This window comes from Enorma phocaeensis, from assembly GCF_900186505.1.
Classification (GTDB): domain Bacteria; phylum Actinomycetota; class Coriobacteriia; order Coriobacteriales; family Coriobacteriaceae; genus Enorma; species Enorma phocaeensis.
The window spans coordinates 132,015-150,409 of sequence record NZ_LT891968.1; the positions used below are offsets into that span (position 1 = coordinate 132,015).

Consider the following 18,395-nt stretch of genomic DNA (forward strand, 5'->3'; position numbering starts at 1 on the left):
CCGCATTTTGTTATCTACCGGTCAGATGGAGAGTGCGGGGCCGAAGCCCGCAACGCCAACGTTACTCAGCAGCCTTTTTAGCGGCCACCACGGGATCGGCGTTCACATCGGACTTTCCGCGACCGTACGTGGGGCGCGCCGCATCGTATTGCAGGTCGCGGGCGACGTCGAGCACCTTGTCCTGGGTCACGTTCGCATAGCGATGGCATGCGCACATGTGGTTGGGCAGCACCTCGGTAAGGTTGGGCGCACCAACCTCGCAGGCGCCGATCTTGGCAAAGCAACGCCCTGCAAAGCGGCAACCCGCCGGAGGATCGATGGGGCTCGGTACATCGCCCTCGAGAATGATGCGCTTTCGCTGCAGATGCGGATTAGGACTCGGGATGGCCGAGAGCAGCGCCTGCGTGTAGGGGCAGAGCGGCTCATGGTAAAGCGAGTTCTTGGGAGCGATCTCCATCAGACGACCCAGATACATGACGCCCACGCGATCCGAAATGTGCTTCACGACGTTCAGGCCATGGGCGATGAACAGATACGTGAGTCCGAACTGATCCTTCAGGTCGTCGAGAAGGTTAAGCACCTGCGCCTGAATTGACACGTCAAGCGCCGATACGGGCTCGTCGCAGACGATGAGCTTGGGATTCACCGCAAGCGCACGGGCGATACCGACACGCTGGCGCTGTCCACCTGAGAACTCATGCGGATAGCGGTTCTTCATGTAGCTCGCCAAGCCCACACGCTCGAGCAGCTCATCCACGCGCGCATCGATCTTGTCAGCGGGCAGGATATTGTTGGTCTTGATGGGCTCCGCTACGATCTGGCCGATCGTCATTCGCGGGTTCAGGCTCGCGTACGGATCCTGGAAGATAAGCTGGATCTCGCTGCAGAGCTTGCGGCGCTCCTTGTGCGGAAGCGCGGTGATATCGCGCCCCTCAAAAAGGATTTTTCCGCTCGTAGGCTTGAGCAGCCCCACAAGCATCTTGCCGATGGTGCTCTTGCCGCAACCCGACTCTCCGACCAGGCCGAACGCCTCGCCTTTCTTGATCGAGAAGCTCACATCGTCGACGGCGCGCACGAACGATGTCGGCTTGCCAAAGAAGTTGCTGTCGGCCACGAAGCTCTTGGTGAGGTGCTGAACCTCGAGCAGGGTCTCGTTTTCCATCTAGTGCACCTCCTCCTCGGTGGCGCCCACCGAGCGGTTCGCGCGCTCATGCTGCGTAGCGATGGCGCGCTCGACCTCGGAAGGATCGTCGTACAGGAAGCAGCGGACGCGTCGGTCGGTACCGGGAACGTCACGCAGCTCGGGAACCTCCTTGCGGCACCGATCGAAGCACCGGTCGCATCGGTCGGAGAAGGGGCATCCCGGGGGCATGTCGAGCACGTTGGGCACCGAGCCCTTGATCATGTAGAGGCGCTCGGACTGCTCGTCCTCCAAACGCGGAATGGACCGCAGAAGACCGAGCGTGTAGGGGTGCAGCGGGTAGTCGAACAGCTCGACCTTCTCGCCCTCCTCGACCACCTGGCCGCAGTACATGACGACCACGCGGTCGGCCACCTCGGACACGACGCCCAGGTCGTGCGTGATGAGCATGACGGCCATGTCGAACTCGTCGCGCAGCTTGTAGATAAGGTCCAGGATCTGAGCCTGGATCGTCACGTCGAGCGCCGTCGTAGGCTCGTCGGCGATCAGGAGCTTGGGATCGCAGGAGAGTGCCATGGCGATCATGACGCGCTGGCGCATGCCGCCCGACATCTGATGCGGATAATCGCGCGCGCGCTCCTCGGGGCTAGGGATGCCCACCACGCGCAGCATCTCGACCGCACGCGCCCAAGCGTCCTTCTTATTCATGTCGGTATGCGTCTGGATGGCCTCGACGATCTGGTCGCCCACGCGATAGACGGGATTCAAGCTCGTCATGGGCTCTTGGAAGATCATCGAGATCTGATCGCCGCGGATGGCCTCCATCTCGCGTTCGCTCGCAGCAAGGAGATCCTTGCCGTCGAACGTGATGGAACCGCCGGCAACATGGCCGGGATCCTGCAGGAGGCCCATGATCGAGAGCGAGGTCACGCTCTTGCCCGAACCCGACTCGCCCACCACGGCCAGGATCTCGCCGCGGTCGATGGAGAAGGTGACGCCGTTCACTGCGCGGACGATGCCCTTACGCGTGGGGAACTCGGTAACGAGGTCCTTCACTTCAAGCAATGCCATAGGTATCACCGCTTCCTTGCTTTGGGATCGAAGGCGTCGCGGATACCGTCACCCAGCAGGTTGAAAGCGAGCACGGTGATGGTGATGGCAAGACCGGGGAAGATCATCGCGTGCGGGGCGCGGAAGATGTAGTTGCGCCCGCGACCCAGCATGTCGCCCCATTCCGCCGCCGGCGGCTGCACGCCCAGGCCCAAGAAGCCGAGCGCCGCCGCATCGAGGATGGCGCCAGAGATGCCGAGCGTCGCGCGCACGATGATCGAGGGCAGCACGTTAGGTAGCACGTGGCGGAAGATGATCGTGGCATCGGAATCGCCGATGACGCGCGCGGCTGCCACGTAGTCGGTCTGCTTGACCGCAAGGATCTGGCTGCGCACGATACGCGCGTACTCAGGAATCGACACAAAGCCGATGGCGATGATCGCCTTGTCGATGCCGCGGCCGAGTGCCGCCATGAACGCGATGGCAAGCAGGATGGACGGGATGGCGAGCATCATGTCCATGAAGCGCATGATGATCGTATCGACGATTCCGCCCTTGTAGCCGGCGATTGCGCCGAGCGCGACGCCGATCGTGAGCGAAATGGCGACCGAGAGCAGACCGACCGTAAGCGAGATCTGGCTACCGATAAGGATGCGGCTGAAGATGTCACGGCCCTGCTGGTCCGTGCCGAACCAATGCTCGGCGCTCGGTCCTTCGAACGATTGGGAAAGATCCTGTTGATACGGATCGCACGGAAGCACCTGTGGTGCGATGGCCGTCACGATGGCAATGATCACAAGCAGCGAGATGACCACAAGGCTCACCATTGCAGGCTTGTTCTGCGTGAGGGAGTACCACATGTCCTTCCAGAGCGACTCGGGCTTCTGCGCAGCGCGCTCGCCCTCCGGCGCCTCAGGCGGCATCTGCGATGGCGCGGGCTCCTCCTCGCGGAGGACGGCTGCATCGTTGATGAGTTCTGCCATGCGAATCACCCCTCTTCCTGCGAGTACTTGATGCGGGGATCGAGATAGGCGTAGATCACGTCGACCACGAGGTTGACGATGATGAAGATGACGCCAATCAGGAGCACCGCTCCTTGGACAACCGGGAAGTCTGACTTAAGGATGCAATCGACCACATACTTTCCGATGCCCGGCCACGCAAAGACCGTCTCGGTGAGCATAGCGCCACCAAGAAGGCCGCCCAGCTGGAGTCCGATGACCGTCGTGATGGGAAGCATGGCGTTGCGCAGCGCATGGTGGCGATTCACGCGGCCCCGACGCAGGCCTTTCGCCCGGGCGGTGCGCACGTAGTCCTCGTTGAGGGTATCGAGCATGCTCGAACGGGTCATGCGCGTAATGACCGCCATGGAGTAGAGCGAGAGCGCCAGAGCCGGAAGGATGATGTGGCTCAGCGCATCGGAGAACGCCTCGAAGTCACCTGAGAGCAGGGTATCGATCAGGTAGAGGCCCGTACCCCCCACCGGTGCAAGCAGAGGATCGATGCGACCGGACGACGGGAGCACGTGAAGCACGCCTGCGAAGAGGATGATGAGCAAGATTCCCGACCAGAAGATCGGCATGGAGACACCGATCAGGGCGAAGATCATCGAGACGCCGTCGATGAAGGTGTTCTTGTGCACCGCGGAGACGACGCCCAGCACGATGCCGACGACCGTGGCGATGACGATCGCGACGAGCGCGAGCTCCACCGTGGCAGGGAAGCGGCTCATAAGCTCCTGGATAACCGGCGTGTGCGTGTAGTAGCTCTCGCCGAGGTCCCCGGTGAGCGCACCGGTGAGGAAGTCGAAGTACTGCACGATGATGGGATCGTTCAACCCGTTGGCATCGCGCCAGGCCTCCATGGCCTCGGCGGTGGCATGCTGGCCGAGAACGACAGGCGCCGGGTCGGCCGAGAACACGCGCATGATGAGGAACACCAGGATGGAGACACCCAGCAGGACCGGGATCGCCAACAGGATGCGCTTGATGATGTATTTCAGCACGTCGTCTACCTCCTTTCCATTCCTTTCAGACCCGGCGGCACCGGGCCGGTTGTCACCAAAACGGGCCGGGCAAGGCGCCCGGCCCCGTTTTCGCTGCTAATGACAAACGATTATACGCGTTTGCACCGCGAAGCCCAAACTTAGGCGGTCTTGGTGATGAGCTCCAAGTGCACAACACCCGTCGGGTGATAGTAGAAGTTGTTGATGCTCGGAGCATATGCTGCGAGGTTCTTGGAGTGGCTGATGAGCATCCAGGGCATCTCGTCGGCAACCATCTGCTCGCACTGCTTGTAGATGGCGTCGCGATCATCGCCGTCGGGCGTGGTGAGACCCTGCTGGATAAGGGCGTTGTACTCATCGTTGCGATAACGGCCCACGTTCATGGAGACGTTCTCGTCGGCAAGCAGGTTCATGAAGTTGTCGGGGTCGCCGTTGTCGCCCACCCAGCCGTACAGGCAGCAGTCGAAGGCATCGGTCTCGACCTTGGTCTGGTACGTGGTCCAGTCGTAGGAGACGATCTCCATCTCGACGCCAACCTCGCGCAGATAGCCCTGGATGGCCTCGGCGAGCGGCTGGCCGCCGATCGAGTTGTAGGGGCGCACGTTGGTATAGGTGAGCATCGTGCAGCTCGTGATGCCCAGCTCGGCAAACTTCGCCTGGGCGGCCTCGGGGTCGTAGGCGGTCTGCTGGATGTCCTCATCGTAGGGGGCCATCCACAGCGGCATGACGGAATTCGCCACGCCCGCGTAGTCGCCGTACAGGCTCTGGACCATTTCCTCGACGTTCACTGCCTGGCAGAAGGCGCGACGAGCTTCGAGATCGGCAAAGACGCCCGAGTCGTTGCGGAAGGCCATGTAGTTGATGTTCATGCCATCCTCTTCGAACAGCTCGTTGCCCGCGCCGGTGATGGTATCGACCACGGAGGCGTCGATGCCGTCGATCATGTCGACCTCACCGTTGTTGAGGGCGGTCACACGAGAGGAGTTCTCGGCGATGATGCGGAACACGGCGTTCTTCGTCTGCGACTTGTGCTCCTCGTCCCAGTAGTCCTCGTTCGCCTCGAGCACGATGCTGTCGCCCTTGGTCCAAGACACGAACTTGTAGGGGCCGGAGCCGATCGGGTTCTCGTTGGAGTCGCCAGCCTCGATGGCGGACGGCGCCACGATGGGGGCGGCGAGCGTCATCGCCATGTTGCGGATGAACGGCGTCGAGGGAGCGCGCAGGGTGATGACGAGCGTCGTGGCATCGGGGGCCTCGATGGAGGCGATGCCGGAGTTTGTGGACTCGGAGCCGAACACGAAGGATGCGTAGGGCATGTCCTCGGTGCGGTTGGGCTCGAGCTGGCGGGTGATGGAGGTCACGATGGCGTTGGCATCGCAGTCGGTGCCGTCATGGAACTTCACGCCCTCGCGGATCTTAAAGGTGTAGGTAAGGCCATCATCCGAGATATCGGGCATCTCGCCGAGGCTTGGCAGAACCTCGGTCGTCTCGACGTCGAACTTGAGCACGGTATCGTAGATGTTGGACATGACCTTTGCGGACTCGCCATCGTCGACGTACGCGGGATCGAGACCGCGAGGATCGGCGCCCTGGGCGAACGTGATGGTGTCGGCAATCTCGCCAGATGCGCTAGCCGAGCCAGAGCCGCCGGCGCGCTGGCTGCCACAGCCCGCGAGCCCGGTCGCTCCGATGACGCTCACGGCGCCCATCGCCTCGATGAAACGACGGCGCGACATCTCTTTGATGGACATAGGCCCCCCTTACCTTTGGGACAACAGTTGCCTGTGTGCCAAGCTCGATGGCTAGGCTGTCACATTGTCAACAAGTTTAGCCGTATCCCTCGTATATGGATTCGGGAACGCCGGGAATTGCTTTATTTTGCTAAAGTGTTTCGTATCTTGAAACAAACTTGACAGAACATCGCGGCCCATCAACCTTCTCATTACGCTTGATGCGCTGCCCCCTCACCGCCCACATTCCCCCCACCCCGGTAAAGCCGAGTGCTTCGCAGCCGAGTGCTGCATACCAAAAGGGAGGCCCCGAAGGGCCTCCCATCATGCGACGCGTGCAATGCTGCCAAGGACCGCGTCGAAACGCCCCGCCCTCGCAGTTCAAAGGACCTTCTAGTCCCTGCGGCCGAAGAGCGCCAGAAGGCGCAAGAAGACGTTGATGATATCGAGGTAAAGATCCACGGCATACCACAGCGCATTCGTGAACGTGGGCACCGCGGTGGTGGCGCGATAGACGTCGTAGCCGATGAACCCGCAGAAGAGCAGGATGACCGCGATGTCCGTGATGCTCTGCTGAACGCCCATGAGCGCGAGCACGAGCTCCACCGCGACGATTGCGAGCAGCCCGACCACGAGCACGCCCTGCAGACGGGCGAAGAAGTTGGGGAACATGATGCCGGCGCAACCGAACACGATCATGATGCCCGCCGTGGCGGTAAACGCCATCGAGATGCTCGCCATATCATAGGCGGTCAGCGCGAGTGAGGTGGTGAATCCGAACGTCAGGCTGAAGAGAGCGTAGCCCACAAGCCCGAGCGTAAGGTTCTCACGGCTGCGGCCGATGCTCATGCAGATGATGCCACCAATGGATCCAGCAAGGCTGCCCAAGGTGACGAGCAACGGGTTACGAACCATGAAGAGCACGAACTCGCGCGTCCCGGTGATGTGCGAGCACGCTGCCATGATGATGAACGACAGCACCACGAACCCCGTGAGCACTGCGTTGTAGAGCCGTCTGGAGATGAGCTGAGGCGCCGGCTGCTCCCGATAAATCGGGCTACCGTACCGCTCGACTTCGTTCATAAAGATCCTCCGATCAACGTGGACGCGCCTGCGCGTCCCGGTTCTGGACAGTGTACCCAATCTTATGCGCCCAAACCAGCATTCCGCAGCCAAGGCCGAAAGCCTTACAGAACGGACCAAGCCAGTCCGCCTCTGCCGAGCGAAGCGCCGGGCAAGGCGATGGCCCCGCCGTGAGCACCGGAGGCAGGCGGCGCGCCCGTTCCGTGCTAGTCGAGCTCCTTGAGCCCCTGGCACAGGCTCCAGTACTCGCCGCGCAGAGCATAGAGCTCCTCGTGCGTGCCGCGCTCGATGATGCGGCCGTGCTCGAGGACCATGATCGCATCGGCATCGCGCACGGTAGAGAGGCGGTGCGCGATCATGAACGTGGTCCTCCCCTGCATGAGCTGGTCCATGCCGCGGCCTATGAGCATCTCGGTACGCGTGTCGATGGAACTCGTCGCCTCGTCCAAGATGAGCACCGGTGCACCATCGACGGCAGCACGGGCGATGGCGAGCAGCTGCCGCTGTCCTTGGGAGAGGTTCGCACCGTCGGCGGTGACCATCGTATCGTAGCCATTCGGCAGTCGGCGGATGAACCCGTCGGCGTTCGCGATCCGAGCCGCCGCGCGGATCTCCTCATCGGTTGCATCGAGCTTGCCGAATCGGATGTTGTCCGCAATGGTGCCGGTGAAGAGATGCGTATCTTGCAGCACGATGCCGAGCGAGCGGCGGAGAGAATCCTTGGCGATGTTCTTGACGTTGATGCCGTCGTAGGTGATCTCGCCTTTCTGCACGTCATAGAATCGGTTGATCAGGTTCGTGATCGTGGTCTTGCCCGCACCGGTGGATCCCACGAAGGCGATCTTCTGGCCAGGCTTGGCGAAGAGGTTGAGATCGTGAAGCACCTCGTGGCCGGCATCATAGCCAAAGCTCACGTTGTGGAAGCGCACGTCGCCACGGAGCGGTACCAAGCCCACAGCCAAAACGGTGCCATCCACACCTCGGGCCGTCTGCTGTACCACGGCGCCGCCATCCGCTGCGGCGGGGACCGCCGCAGCCGAGACGCAGCCCTCGGATGCCGTCTCATCACCGGGTGCGAACTCGCCGGCAGCCCCCGCTTCCGCAACCGGCACGAGCGCACCCCATGCACCCACGCCGTAGCCGTCGGGAATCCTCCAGGCCCAATCGTTCTCGCCCGTCTTCACGAGTTCGACGGTCCCCTCGTCGACTTCCGCAGGCTCGCGCATGGCTGCGAAGACGCGCTCGGCACCGGCAAGGGCGGAGAGCAGGAAGTTCGACTGCTGGGTGAACTGGTTGATGGGCATCGCCGTCTGGCGCACGAACACCAGGTAGCTCGCGAGCGCCCCCACCCCGGTCATGCCGGTGATAGCCATGAGGCTCCCCACCACGGCCACGATCGCGTAGTTCACGTAGCTGATGGACACCACCGCGGGAATCATCGAGGCGGCGTATGCCTGAGCGCCCGTACCCGCCACGCGCAGGCGCTCGTTCTTGTCGCGGAACGCCATCACGTTGGCCTGCTCATGGTTGAAGACCTTGACGACCTTCTGCCCGCCAACCATCTCCTCGATGTAACCGTCGAGCTCGCCCAAAACCGCCTGCTGCCGCCGGAAGTACCCGCGGCTCTTCTTGGTGGAGAACGCGATGTAGGCGAACATCGCCGCATAGCCCACCACCACGATGAGCGAGAGCTGCCAGTTGAGCACGAAGATCAACGTAAGCGTGCCCACGATCTGGATAAAGCTCTGGATCACCATGGCGAAGCTGTTGTTCATAGCCTCGGCCACGGTGTCGACGTCGTTGGTGAAGTAGCTCATGATGTCGCCGCGGTTGCGAGCGTCGAAGTACGCAAGCGGCAGCGTCTGGATGTGGGCGAACAGGTCGCGCCTGATATCGACGAGCACCTTCTGCGCCGCGTGGACCATGAGCTGCGTGTATCCCAGCGCCGCGAGCACGCCTGCGATGTAGATGCAGGCCGTGATGACGACCCAGCGGATGAAGGCCGGAACGTCGCCTGCGGTCAGGGCATCAACCGTCGGCTGGATCATGTACGTGCCGAGCAGGTTGGCAGAAGCCGAGATGGTCACCAGCACGGCAACGGCAAGGAACAGCAGCTTGTGCCTGCCCATATACGAAAGAAGCTCCCTAAGTGTACCGATGAGGTCGCGCGGTTTGTTTCCCGGTGCCGGCATCAGCGCTCGCCCCCTTCCTGCGCCGTATGGACCTGCGACTCGTAGATCTCGCGATAGATCTCATCATGCGCAAGGAGCTCATCATGGGTGCCCACCGCATGCACATGCCCCTCGTCGAGGACCACGATCATATCGGCGTCCATCACCGAGTTCACACGCTGGGCGATGATGAGCTTCGTGACGCCCGTGAGCGCAGCAAGCGAGCGCCGGATGTCCGCTTCGGTGGCCATATCGACCGCGCTCGTCGAATCATCGAAGATGAGGATCTTCGGGTGCTTGAGCAGGGCGCGGGCGATGCACAGGCGCTGTTTCTGTCCGCCAGAGACGTTCACGCCGCCCTGCCCCACGTCATAGTCGAGCCCGCCGGGCAGACGGTCCAAGAACTCGTCCACCCGTGCTGCACGGCACGCATCGAGCAGCTCCTCGGTCGTTGCCTTGGGCGCACCCCAGCGCAAGTTGTCGCGAACCGTCCCGCTAAAGAGCACATTCTGCTGAAGCACGATGGAAACAGCGTCACGCAAGGCGGCTAGATCATAGCGGCGCACGTCCTCCCCTCCGACGAGGACCCTTCCCTCGGTCGCATCGTACAGGCGCGGAACAAGCTGGACGAGCGTGGTCTTACCCGAGCCCGTCCCGCCTAGGATGCCAACGGTCGAGCCAGCGGGAATGGCAAGCTCGATATGCTCGAGAACATGCTCTTGGGCGTCGGCGCGGTACTTGAACGACACATCCTCGAAGACGATCGAGCCATCATGCACCTCGGTAAGCGCATCGAGCGGCGAGGCAAGGTCGACGTGCTCGTCCAAGACTTCGCAGATGCGGTGAACGCTCGCAAGCGATCGCGTGAGCAGCAAGAACACGTTCGAAATCATGATGAGCGAGTTCAGGATCTGCAGCACGTAGGAGAGAAAGCCCGTAAGCTCGCCCACTTCGAGCGAGCCGGAGAGGATCATCTGCCCGCCGAACCACATGATGAGCGTCGTCGCGGTGTACATGGAGGTATAGAGCACCGGCATGTTCAGCACCGCCAGCCTGAACGTGCGCTCGCTCGTCTTGGCAAGCCCCTCGTTCACCTTGCGGAACTGCTCGCACTCGTAATCGCCGCGAACATACGCCTTGACGGCGCGCACGGCTGTAAGCATCTCCTGGACGACGTTGTTGAGCTTGTCCACCGTCTGCTGGAGGACGCCGTACAACGGCCCTACGTGGCGCACGATCGCCGCCATCCCCAGTGCCATGACCGGTGCCACGCAGAGGAACACGATCGCGAGCCGCGCGTTGAGGAAGATTGCGAACCCAAGCCCCATGGCGAGCATCACGGGCCCGCGGACCATGGGCCTGAAGCCCGCATTGAGGGCGTTCTGGATCACGGTGACATCGGTCGTCATACGCGTGACAAGCGATGACGCATCGAAGCGATCGAGGTTCGCGAAGGAGTAATCTTGGACGCGCTCGTACTCGGCTGCACGCAGACGCGCTCCCAGCCCGTAGGCAGCACGCGCGGCGAAGCGTGCATAGATGAGCCCCGTCGCAAGCGCGAGCAGTGCGCAGACGGCCATGTAAGCGCCCTGCCGCATGATGAACGACACGTCACGCGTCGCCACGCCCACGTCGATGATGTCCGCCATGAGCGCCGGTATGACCATCTCGAACGAGCACTCGAAGATCACCAAGATCACGCCCATGATGGCATCGCGACGATAGGGTCCCAGGTAGCCTGCGATGCGGATCAGTTCACGCATGGCGCTCGACCTCCTTACCGGCAAGCGCTTCGCCGTATGACCTGAGATTCGCGCGGGCGCGAGCCAGATAATCGGCAAACGCCGCCACTTCCTCCGGCGTAAAGCCGTCGAGCATCGCCGCCGCCTCCTCGCGACACGCAGCCTCCCATGCATGGGCGACGCGCGCGCCTTCGGTAGTTAGCGAGACGATCTTGCTGCGACGGTCGTTTTCAGCAGGGGCAATCTCGACGAAGCCCCTCTTCGCGAGGGCATCGAGCATGCGCGAGACGCCTGCCGGATCGAGATCGTAGTAGGCTGCAAGCTCCCGTTGAGAGCACGAGCCGTGGCGCTCTAGATAAGACAGGAGCCTGGGTTGGCCGGTGCCGAGTCCCACCGAAGCCATGTAAGGGCGCATGATCTGTCGCTGGACATGGCTGATGCGATGCAGCAGAATACGCAGTTCGAAGAGGTCGGGCTGACCATCAGCTCGTCCTTCTGGCGCGACGCCGTCTTGCCCGGATCGGTCCACGGTACCTCATCTCCCTAATAGTTGATGCATCAATTATTGATACATCAATTAGTACCGCGTCGGCATCCGCTCGTCAAGGCAATCCCGGTGACCCGGCCCATGGCTACACGGCGGGAATCGCGCCCGTTGCAAGCACCTGCTCGAGAGCATCCTCATCGAGAACGGGAACGCCCAGGCTCTCTGCCTTGGCGAGCTTGGAACCCGCCCCCGGCCCGGCAACCACATAATTCGTCTTCTTGGAGACCGATCCCGTGACCTTGGCGCCCAGCGCCTTCAACGCTGCCCCCGCCTCATCGCGCGTGCGGCGCTCGAGCGTGCCCGTGAGCACGAACGTCAAGCCGGCAAGCGGCTGCGCCTCGGCAAGCGACACGTCGACGCCGGTCTGCTCGGCGGCGCGCGCTGCCTCCCCGCTCAGATCTTCCTCGAGGTTGAGCCCTGCCACGCGCAGACGCTCGAGAACCGCAAGGTTCTCGGACACCGAGAAGAACTGGCGCACGCTCTGGGCGATCTTGGGCCCTACGCCATCGATGCCCGCGATATCCTCCTCGCTCGCGGTGATGAGCGCCTCGAGCGTGAGGAAGCGACGGGCGATGAGCTCCGCCACGCTCTTGCCCACATGACGGATGCCCAGTGCGAAAAGCACGCGCGAGAGCGGCTGCTGCTTGGATTTCACCAGCTCATCCATCACCTTGGCGGCAATCGTGGCACCCACCGGAATGGGGTCGCCCGCGCGCACGCCGCGGCGCTTGTCATCTTTCTGGTAGGTGCGACCGGTGTCCAGACCCGCCAGGTCGTCGACCGTGAGCTGGTAGAAATCGGCGACGTCGCTCACCAAGCCCGCCTCGATGAGCTTGTCGATGAGCTCGTCGCCCACGCCATCGATATCCATGCAGCCGCGGCTCACCCAGTGCGCAAGCCGCTCCTTCACCTGCGCGGGGCAATCGATGGAAACGCACCGATATGCGACTTCGCCCTCTTCGTGGATGACAGGGCTCCCGCATGCCGGGCAGGAGGCCGGCATCTCGTATTCGACGGAAGAATCGGGGCGCTTCTCGAGCACCGGACCCACGACCTCGGGGATCACGTCGCCGGCCTTGTGCACGACGATCGTATCCCCCACACGGACGTCCTTGCGACGAATCTCGTCGATGTTATGCAAGGTCGCCCGCGCGATGGTGGAGCCGGAAACCGTCACCGGATCGAACTCCGCCACGGGCGTGAGCACGCCCGTGCGGCCAACCTGAATGCGGATCTCGCGCAGAACGGTCGTCTTCTCTTCAGGCGGGAACTTGAACGCGATGGCCCAGCGCGGTGCGCGCGCGGTGAAGCCGAGCTCGTCTTGCTGGCCAAAGCTGTCAACCTTCACGACCACGCCATCGATGTCGTAATCAAGGTCGGCGCGGTGCGCGAGCGCCTCAGCGCAAAAGGCGTGTACCTCGGCAGGCGTCGTGCAACGTGCCACGTTGGGGTTCACCGAGAAGCCCGCATCGCGCAGCCATTGCAAAAAGGCATGCTGGGAGTCGACATGCAAAGGGGCGGTATCGGCCACGGCGTAGAGGAAGGTCGCGAGATCGCGGCGGGCGGTAACCTTGGGATCCTTCTGGCGCAACGACCCGGCAGCTGCGTTGCGCGGGTTGGCGAAGGGCTCGCGGCCCTCGGCATCGGCCTCCTCGTTCAACCGCAGGAAGCTGCCCTTGGGCATGTAGACCTCACCGCGGACCTCGATGACCGCCGCGGCGTCCGAGCCCATCTGCGCAAGGGCCGGCGCAGCGAGATGCATAGGCACATCGCGGATGGTGCGCACGTTCAGGCTCACGTCCTCGCCGGTTACGCCATCGCCGCGTGTGGCAGCGCGCACGAAGGCGCCGTTCTCGTAGGTGAGCGCGACACCCAAGCCGTCGATTTTAAGCTCGCAGGTATAGGCGGCGTTCCCGGCACCGAGCGCAGCCTCGGTGCGCTCGAGCCATTCGTCGAGCTCATCGAGGTTCATGGCATCGTCCATAGAGTACATCCGCGCCATGTGCGTGACCGGCTGGAACTGCTCGGTATCGACCAAGCCGCCGCCCACGCGCTGCGTGTAGGATTGCGGCGTCACCAGCTCCGGATAGCGCTCCTCGAGCCCCTGCAGCTCCAAGAGCAGCTTATCGAAGGCAGCATCCGTTATCTCGGGCGCATCAAGGATGTAGTAGCGGTAGGCGTGGTACTCGAGCAGATGGTTGAGCTCGGCGACACGGGCCGCCGCATGCTCGCGCTCATCGTCACCGCCGATGACCGCCGGCGCTGGCTCCTGCACCGCATTCTCAAGCGTTCCGTCACCAAATAGGCTGGCTTGCTCCACCATGACTCCTCCGCCTCGCTGTTTGCATCTGCTATAGGGTACCATCTCGCGCCTCGGCGCCTCATAAGCAAAACCCGCGACGGGAGCAGGTCCCGCCGCGGGTCTTCTAGCTTGACGGATACGGCATCGTCCTTGAGGAGGCGCGCCACTCGCGCTACGGACGATTGGCCATGAGGTCCTCGAGGTACTGCTGGAATTCCTCCTCGTCCATGAAGCCGCCGGAGCTGTCGCCCGTCGTACCGTCCTGGTTCTCCGCTTGCACGTCGCCGTCGGAGCCGAGCACCACGTCGATCTGGAGCTCCTCATCGCCGCGCACCACCGTGAGCGTGACGGTCTCGCCGATCTCACGCTCGCGCGCAGCAATGATGAGGCCGTCAGCTGAGCTAACCGCCTCGCCGTTGACGGCGGTCACGATATCGCCCGGCTCGATGCCCGCCTCGTCAGCGGGGCCGTTCGCTATGACCTCGGTGACGTTGGCGCCGGAGGTGATATCGAGCCCCTCGGAACGTGCGGTGTAGGGGTTCACCGAGGTGACCGTCACGCCGATGTAGGGATGCGTGGGCGTCTCGCCGGCGATGATCTGGTTGGCGATGCCGATGGCATAGTTCACCGGGATCGCGAAGCCCACGCCCGAACTCGAGCCGGAGTAGGACTCGATAATCGAGTTGATACCGATGAGCTGTCCTTCGGAGTTGACAAGCGCGCCACCCGAGTTGCCAGGGTTGATGGCGGCGTCGGTCTGAATCATGTTCGCATAGATGGACGTGCCTGAGGTGTCGCGCATAGCCGTTGAACGGTAGAGCGCGCTCACGATGCCCGTCGATACCGATTGCTCATTGCCAAAGGGGCTGCCGATCGCCATGACCCACTCGCCCACCGCGAGGGCATCGGAATCACCGATCTCGATCGGCGTAAGGTTCACGTCCCCAGCATCAACGAGACGAATAACCGCAAGGTCGCTCGACTCATCGACGCCAACGAGCTCCGCCTCGTAGCTGGTCTCGTCGTTCACGGTGACCATGATGGCCTGAGCGCCCTGAATCACATGGTAGTTGGTGAGGATGTTGCCATCGGTATCCAAGATCACTCCGGAACCGATGCCGCCGCCGTCGGCAGACTCAGTGCCGATAGACACAACGGAAGGCAGTGCCTTGGCAGCTACCACCTCTGAAAGCGTGGTGTCCTCGGGGTCGATCTCGATATGCTGGGTGACGGACTCTCCGCTCCCACCGTTATCGCTCCCTGTAGCGCCGCTGACCACCGGAGCCTCGACATTGGTCTCGTCGATACGGAATGCTCCCGTCATGACGAGCGCGATGATAAGCACGGCTCCCACCACAAGACCGCCGAGGGAGGCGAGAAACACCGGGAGCTTCTTGGTCCTCGTCTTGACAACGGTGCGCGTGATCGTGCCGGCGGGCTGGCCGTTCGCCGCAGCGGGCTGGCCGGGCATGGACCCGGGGACTCCCGTAGCGGGACCGCTCGCCTGAGCACCCTGGCCCATGCCGGGACTGCCTGATACAGGACGATCGGCAGCGGGCCGGCCCGTAGACTGGACCGGCTGCTGCGTGGAAAACGGCTGGGACATCGGAGCCCCCTGCTGCATAAAGGGCGCCTGCTGGCTGTTGGCGCCCTGCGGCGAATCCTGCTGAGCAGGCGCCGGCTGAGGCGCTTGGGGCTCTACCGAAATGCGAGGCAGGCTTGAACCGCTCGAACTATTTGAAGCACCTGCTTGCGGCGCATCATCATGAGCGTGAGGTATCTTCTCGTCCATAACGCTGATTCCTTTCGTCTTACGCAGAACTGGGAGATTTCTACCCCATATCCAGCGGATGGCCTCTCACTATGAAATGGTTCAGACAATCTTAATGAAAGCAGAAGGCGACGCCTTGCTCAAGAACACGTCCTGCGGACATGCGCCCGCGCTTGCCGATGTGCGCCTCGCGGAATCACAGGGGCAAGCCCATCAGTCCTTGAAGAGGTACCCTACGCCGCGCACCGTCGTGATATGCGAGGCGATCTGCGGGCCCACCTTGGAGCGGATGCGACGAATGTGCACGTCGACGGTGCGGGTGCCGCCGCAGTACTCGAAGCCCCACACCTGGCGCAAGAGCGCTTCGCGCGAGTAGGCGCGGTTGGGATGCGTAGCCAGAAACGAGAGCAACGAGTACTCCATAAGCGTGAGGTCGACCGGCTCGTCATCAAGATAGACCTGGTACGTCGCAAGATTGATCACCAGGTTATCGATATGCAGGATGTCGTCGGGAGCGAACGCCTCGTCATCTCCCAGCAGCCGCCGAACACGCGCCTCCAACTCGGCGGGCTTAGCAGTAGGGCAGATGAAATCCGAGCGCGCGTGTCCCGGCAAACGAAGGCCGGGAAGCGTCTCGTCATCGGCGATCACGAGCATGGGGATGCTGCCACGCTCTTCGAGCCACGAGGCGATCTGGTCGATGCGGTCGCTGCGGATGCCGTCGGCATCGAGGATCAGCAGGTCGAAATCGTGCGCAGCCGTAGGCGAATCGGGGGTCGCTAGGCTTACCTCGATTCCCATAGTCTGGGTAAGCGAGCGCACAAACTCATGGAAGCGCGTAGTGCGCGCCATGAACAGAACGCATTTCTCGGCCATGCGACACCTCCTCTATCGCGTTACATAATACCCTAAGCTACCAGCCTGCATGAAGAACTCGCCATGTAGAATGACGAATCACCGCACCGACCCGCTCGAACCATGCCGCGCCACGGCGACCTCAGCCGCCCCGAGGCACTCCATGCCATCATGGAGCCCGGCTAGGAGCCGGTGTTCCGGGCTAGGAGTTCTTGTAGTAATGCTCAATCTCCCACTCGGTGACCACCGAGGCGAATTTCGCCCACTCATCACGCTTCTTCTTGAGGAAGAACGAGTGAATGTGCTCGCCAAGCGCGTTCTTCATGAACTCCGAATCCTCGAAGTAGTCGAGCGCCTCATCGAGGTTGCTGGGCAAAGGATCAAAGCCTGCCGACTCGAGCATTGCGGAATCTTGGGAGATCAGCTCGGAGGTGACCTCGTCTGGCAGCTCGAGCTTGCGCTCGATGCCGTCGAGACCGGCCGCGAGCGTGACGGCGTTCACCAGGTACGGATTTGCCATTGGGTCGGGCGAGCGAAGCTCGATGCGTGCAGACAGGTCCTTACCGGGCTTGTAGATGGGCACGCGAATCATCGCAGCGCGGTTACGCAGGCCCCACATGGCATGGGTCGGGCCGTTGCCCTGGCCGGGTGCAAGTCGCTTGTAGGAGTTGACTGTAGGGTTGGTGATCGCCGAGAGCTCGCGCGCATGCGCGAGGATGCCTGCCATGTAATGGCGAGCGATATCGGAAAGGTGGAGCGATTCTTCGTCCTCGCTCCAGAACACGTTGTTGCCCTCGTAGTCGAAAAGCGACTGATGCAGGAACATCGCGTTGGAGGACTCGCCCGTAAGGGGCTTGGGCATGAACGAGGCGTGGATGTTGTTGGCGAACGCCTCGAGCTTGATGATGTACTTGGCCGTCATGATGGCGTCGGACGAGGTCAGGGCCTCAGCATGGCGCAGCGAGATGCCGTGCTGCGAATGACCGGACGAGTGGAACGTGTACTCCACCGGGATGCTCATCTTCTCGAGCATGAGCACCGTATCGCGTCGCAGGTCGCGAGCGGAATCGGATGGCATGAGGTCGAAGTAGCCCACCTCATCCATCGGAACGGGGTGGTCATCGTCGGCGAAGTAGTAGAACTCGAGCTCCGTGCCCACGTTCATGAGATAGCCCGCGCTCTCCGCACGGCGGAACATCTTACGCAGGCACTCGCGCGAATCGCCAGCGAACGGCTTGCGATCGGGCGTGCAGATGTTGCAGAAGATGCGAGCGACGCCGTTATGCGAAGGACGCCACGGCAGCACCTGGAACGTCGAGGGATCCGGGAAGGCGAGCATGTCCGCCTCCTCGAGGGTGGTGAAGCCCTCGATCGCCGAGCCATCGAAGCCGATCCCCTCGTCGAACGCAACCTCTAGATCCTCGGGGCTGATGGCGAAGCTCTTGAGCCTACCGAGCACATCGGTGAACCACAGGTGGATGAACCTGATATCGCGCTCTTCAACGGTACGTAGCACGAAATCGATGTTCTGCTGCTGATCCATCGAAGCCTCCCTGAGACGGCAGTTCTTACCTCAACCACGCTTGGTACGCATGGCAATACGCTCAACCACTGTCGCACAGGATTGTTTCAACGTGGTTTCCCACAAAGGCGGAGCGCTTGGAGAGCCAGTTCCGCTCCCCTCCGCTGGCATGCAGGGGGCGCTTACATCCCCGCGATCACTTGACGCCCTCGCCCAGATCGCGCGCCACGGCGTCGACGCCCTTCGCGGCTGGGCATGCGCGCCGCGTGCGCGAGCTGCAGTGCCCCGTGCAAACGCCCTCTGCGCAGTCCGCGCACGAACCTTTGCGATAGATACGAACGCACACGGCTACGAAAGCAACGCCGATGAACGCTAGGATGATGATATCGACTGGTCCCATGATCAGGCCCCTTTCATATGCTTCTCAGCGAGGCGGCGCACGGAGCAGCGCCGCCAGCAAACGCACCGGATCGCAA

The 18,395-nt window shown here is 62.5% G+C and carries 14 protein-coding genes; all 14 read right to left on the minus strand.

Annotated features, from left to right (window positions below):
• Window positions 1-61: 61 nt before the first annotated feature.
• The 14 genes from C1717_RS01030 to C1717_RS01095 all read right to left on the minus strand — a co-directional run bounded on the left by C1717_RS01030 (window position 62) and on the right by C1717_RS01095 (window position 18,319).
• A complete protein-coding gene (locus C1717_RS01030) occupies window positions 62-1,162 on the minus strand; it encodes an ABC transporter ATP-binding protein (RefSeq protein WP_102371408.1) in 1,101 nt (366 codons plus the stop codon).
• The gene (locus C1717_RS01035; protein WP_180965787.1) at window positions 1,163-2,212 is read right to left on the minus strand and encodes an ABC transporter ATP-binding protein; all 1,050 of its coding nucleotides are present in this window, start codon (window positions 2,210-2,212) and stop codon (window positions 1,163-1,165) included.
• Between the two features lie 5 nt (window positions 2,213-2,217).
• Window positions 2,218-3,174, minus strand: a complete 957-nt coding sequence (nikC, locus tag C1717_RS01040; protein ID WP_245859332.1) for a nickel transporter permease — start codon at window positions 3,172-3,174, stop codon at window positions 2,218-2,220.
• A 5-nt stretch (window positions 3,175-3,179) separates the two neighbouring features.
• On the minus strand, window positions 3,180-4,196 hold the full coding sequence (locus tag C1717_RS01045) for an ABC transporter permease (RefSeq protein WP_102371409.1): 1,017 nt from the start codon (window positions 4,194-4,196) through the stop codon (window positions 3,180-3,182).
• A gap of 140 nt (window positions 4,197-4,336) precedes the next feature.
• Window positions 4,337-5,947, minus strand: a complete 1,611-nt coding sequence (locus C1717_RS01050) for an ABC transporter substrate-binding protein (protein WP_102371410.1) — start codon at window positions 5,945-5,947, stop codon at window positions 4,337-4,339.
• A 372-nt stretch (window positions 5,948-6,319) separates the two neighbouring features.
• Window positions 6,320-7,009, minus strand: a complete 690-nt coding sequence (locus C1717_RS01055; protein WP_102371411.1) for a Bax inhibitor-1 family protein — start codon at window positions 7,007-7,009, stop codon at window positions 6,320-6,322.
• A 206-nt stretch (window positions 7,010-7,215) separates the two neighbouring features.
• Complete coding sequence (locus tag C1717_RS01060) at window positions 7,216-9,201, minus strand: ABC transporter ATP-binding protein (RefSeq protein WP_102371412.1); 1,986 nt, start codon at window positions 9,199-9,201, stop codon at window positions 7,216-7,218.
• Window positions 9,201-10,943, minus strand: coding sequence for an ABC transporter ATP-binding protein (locus tag C1717_RS01065; RefSeq protein WP_102371413.1), 1,743 nt, complete (start codon window positions 10,941-10,943; stop codon window positions 9,201-9,203). The genes C1717_RS01060 and C1717_RS01065 overlap by 1 nt, the downstream gene beginning before the upstream one ends.
• On the minus strand, window positions 10,936-11,451 hold the full coding sequence (locus tag C1717_RS01070) for a MarR family winged helix-turn-helix transcriptional regulator (protein WP_219722244.1): 516 nt from the start codon (window positions 11,449-11,451) through the stop codon (window positions 10,936-10,938). The genes C1717_RS01065 and C1717_RS01070 overlap by 8 nt, the downstream gene beginning before the upstream one ends.
• A 103-nt stretch (window positions 11,452-11,554) precedes the next feature.
• Window positions 11,555-13,792 carry an NAD-dependent DNA ligase LigA gene (ligA, locus tag C1717_RS01075; protein ID WP_102371414.1) on the minus strand — a complete coding sequence of 746 codons (2,238 nt, stop codon included), beginning with the start codon at window positions 13,790-13,792 and terminating at the stop codon, window positions 11,555-11,557.
• Window positions 13,793-13,943: 151 nt separating this feature from the next.
• Window positions 13,944-15,377: a S1C family serine protease gene (locus C1717_RS01080; protein ID WP_245859333.1), complete on the minus strand. Its 1,434-nt coding sequence runs from the start codon at window positions 15,375-15,377 to the stop codon at window positions 13,944-13,946.
• A 378-nt stretch (window positions 15,378-15,755) separates the two neighbouring features.
• On the minus strand, window positions 15,756-16,418 hold the full coding sequence (locus C1717_RS01085) for a response regulator transcription factor (protein WP_102371416.1): 663 nt from the start codon (window positions 16,416-16,418) through the stop codon (window positions 15,756-15,758).
• Window positions 16,419-16,599: 181 nt separating this feature from the next.
• Window positions 16,600-17,940: a glutamine synthetase family protein gene (locus tag C1717_RS01090; protein ID WP_102371417.1), complete on the minus strand. Its 1,341-nt coding sequence runs from the start codon at window positions 17,938-17,940 to the stop codon at window positions 16,600-16,602.
• Between the two features lie 175 nt (window positions 17,941-18,115).
• Window positions 18,116-18,319 (minus strand): hypothetical protein, encoded by a 204-nt coding sequence (locus C1717_RS01095; protein ID WP_102371418.1) that lies wholly within the window; start codon window positions 18,317-18,319, stop codon window positions 18,116-18,118.
• Window positions 18,320-18,395: the final 76 nt, after the last annotated feature.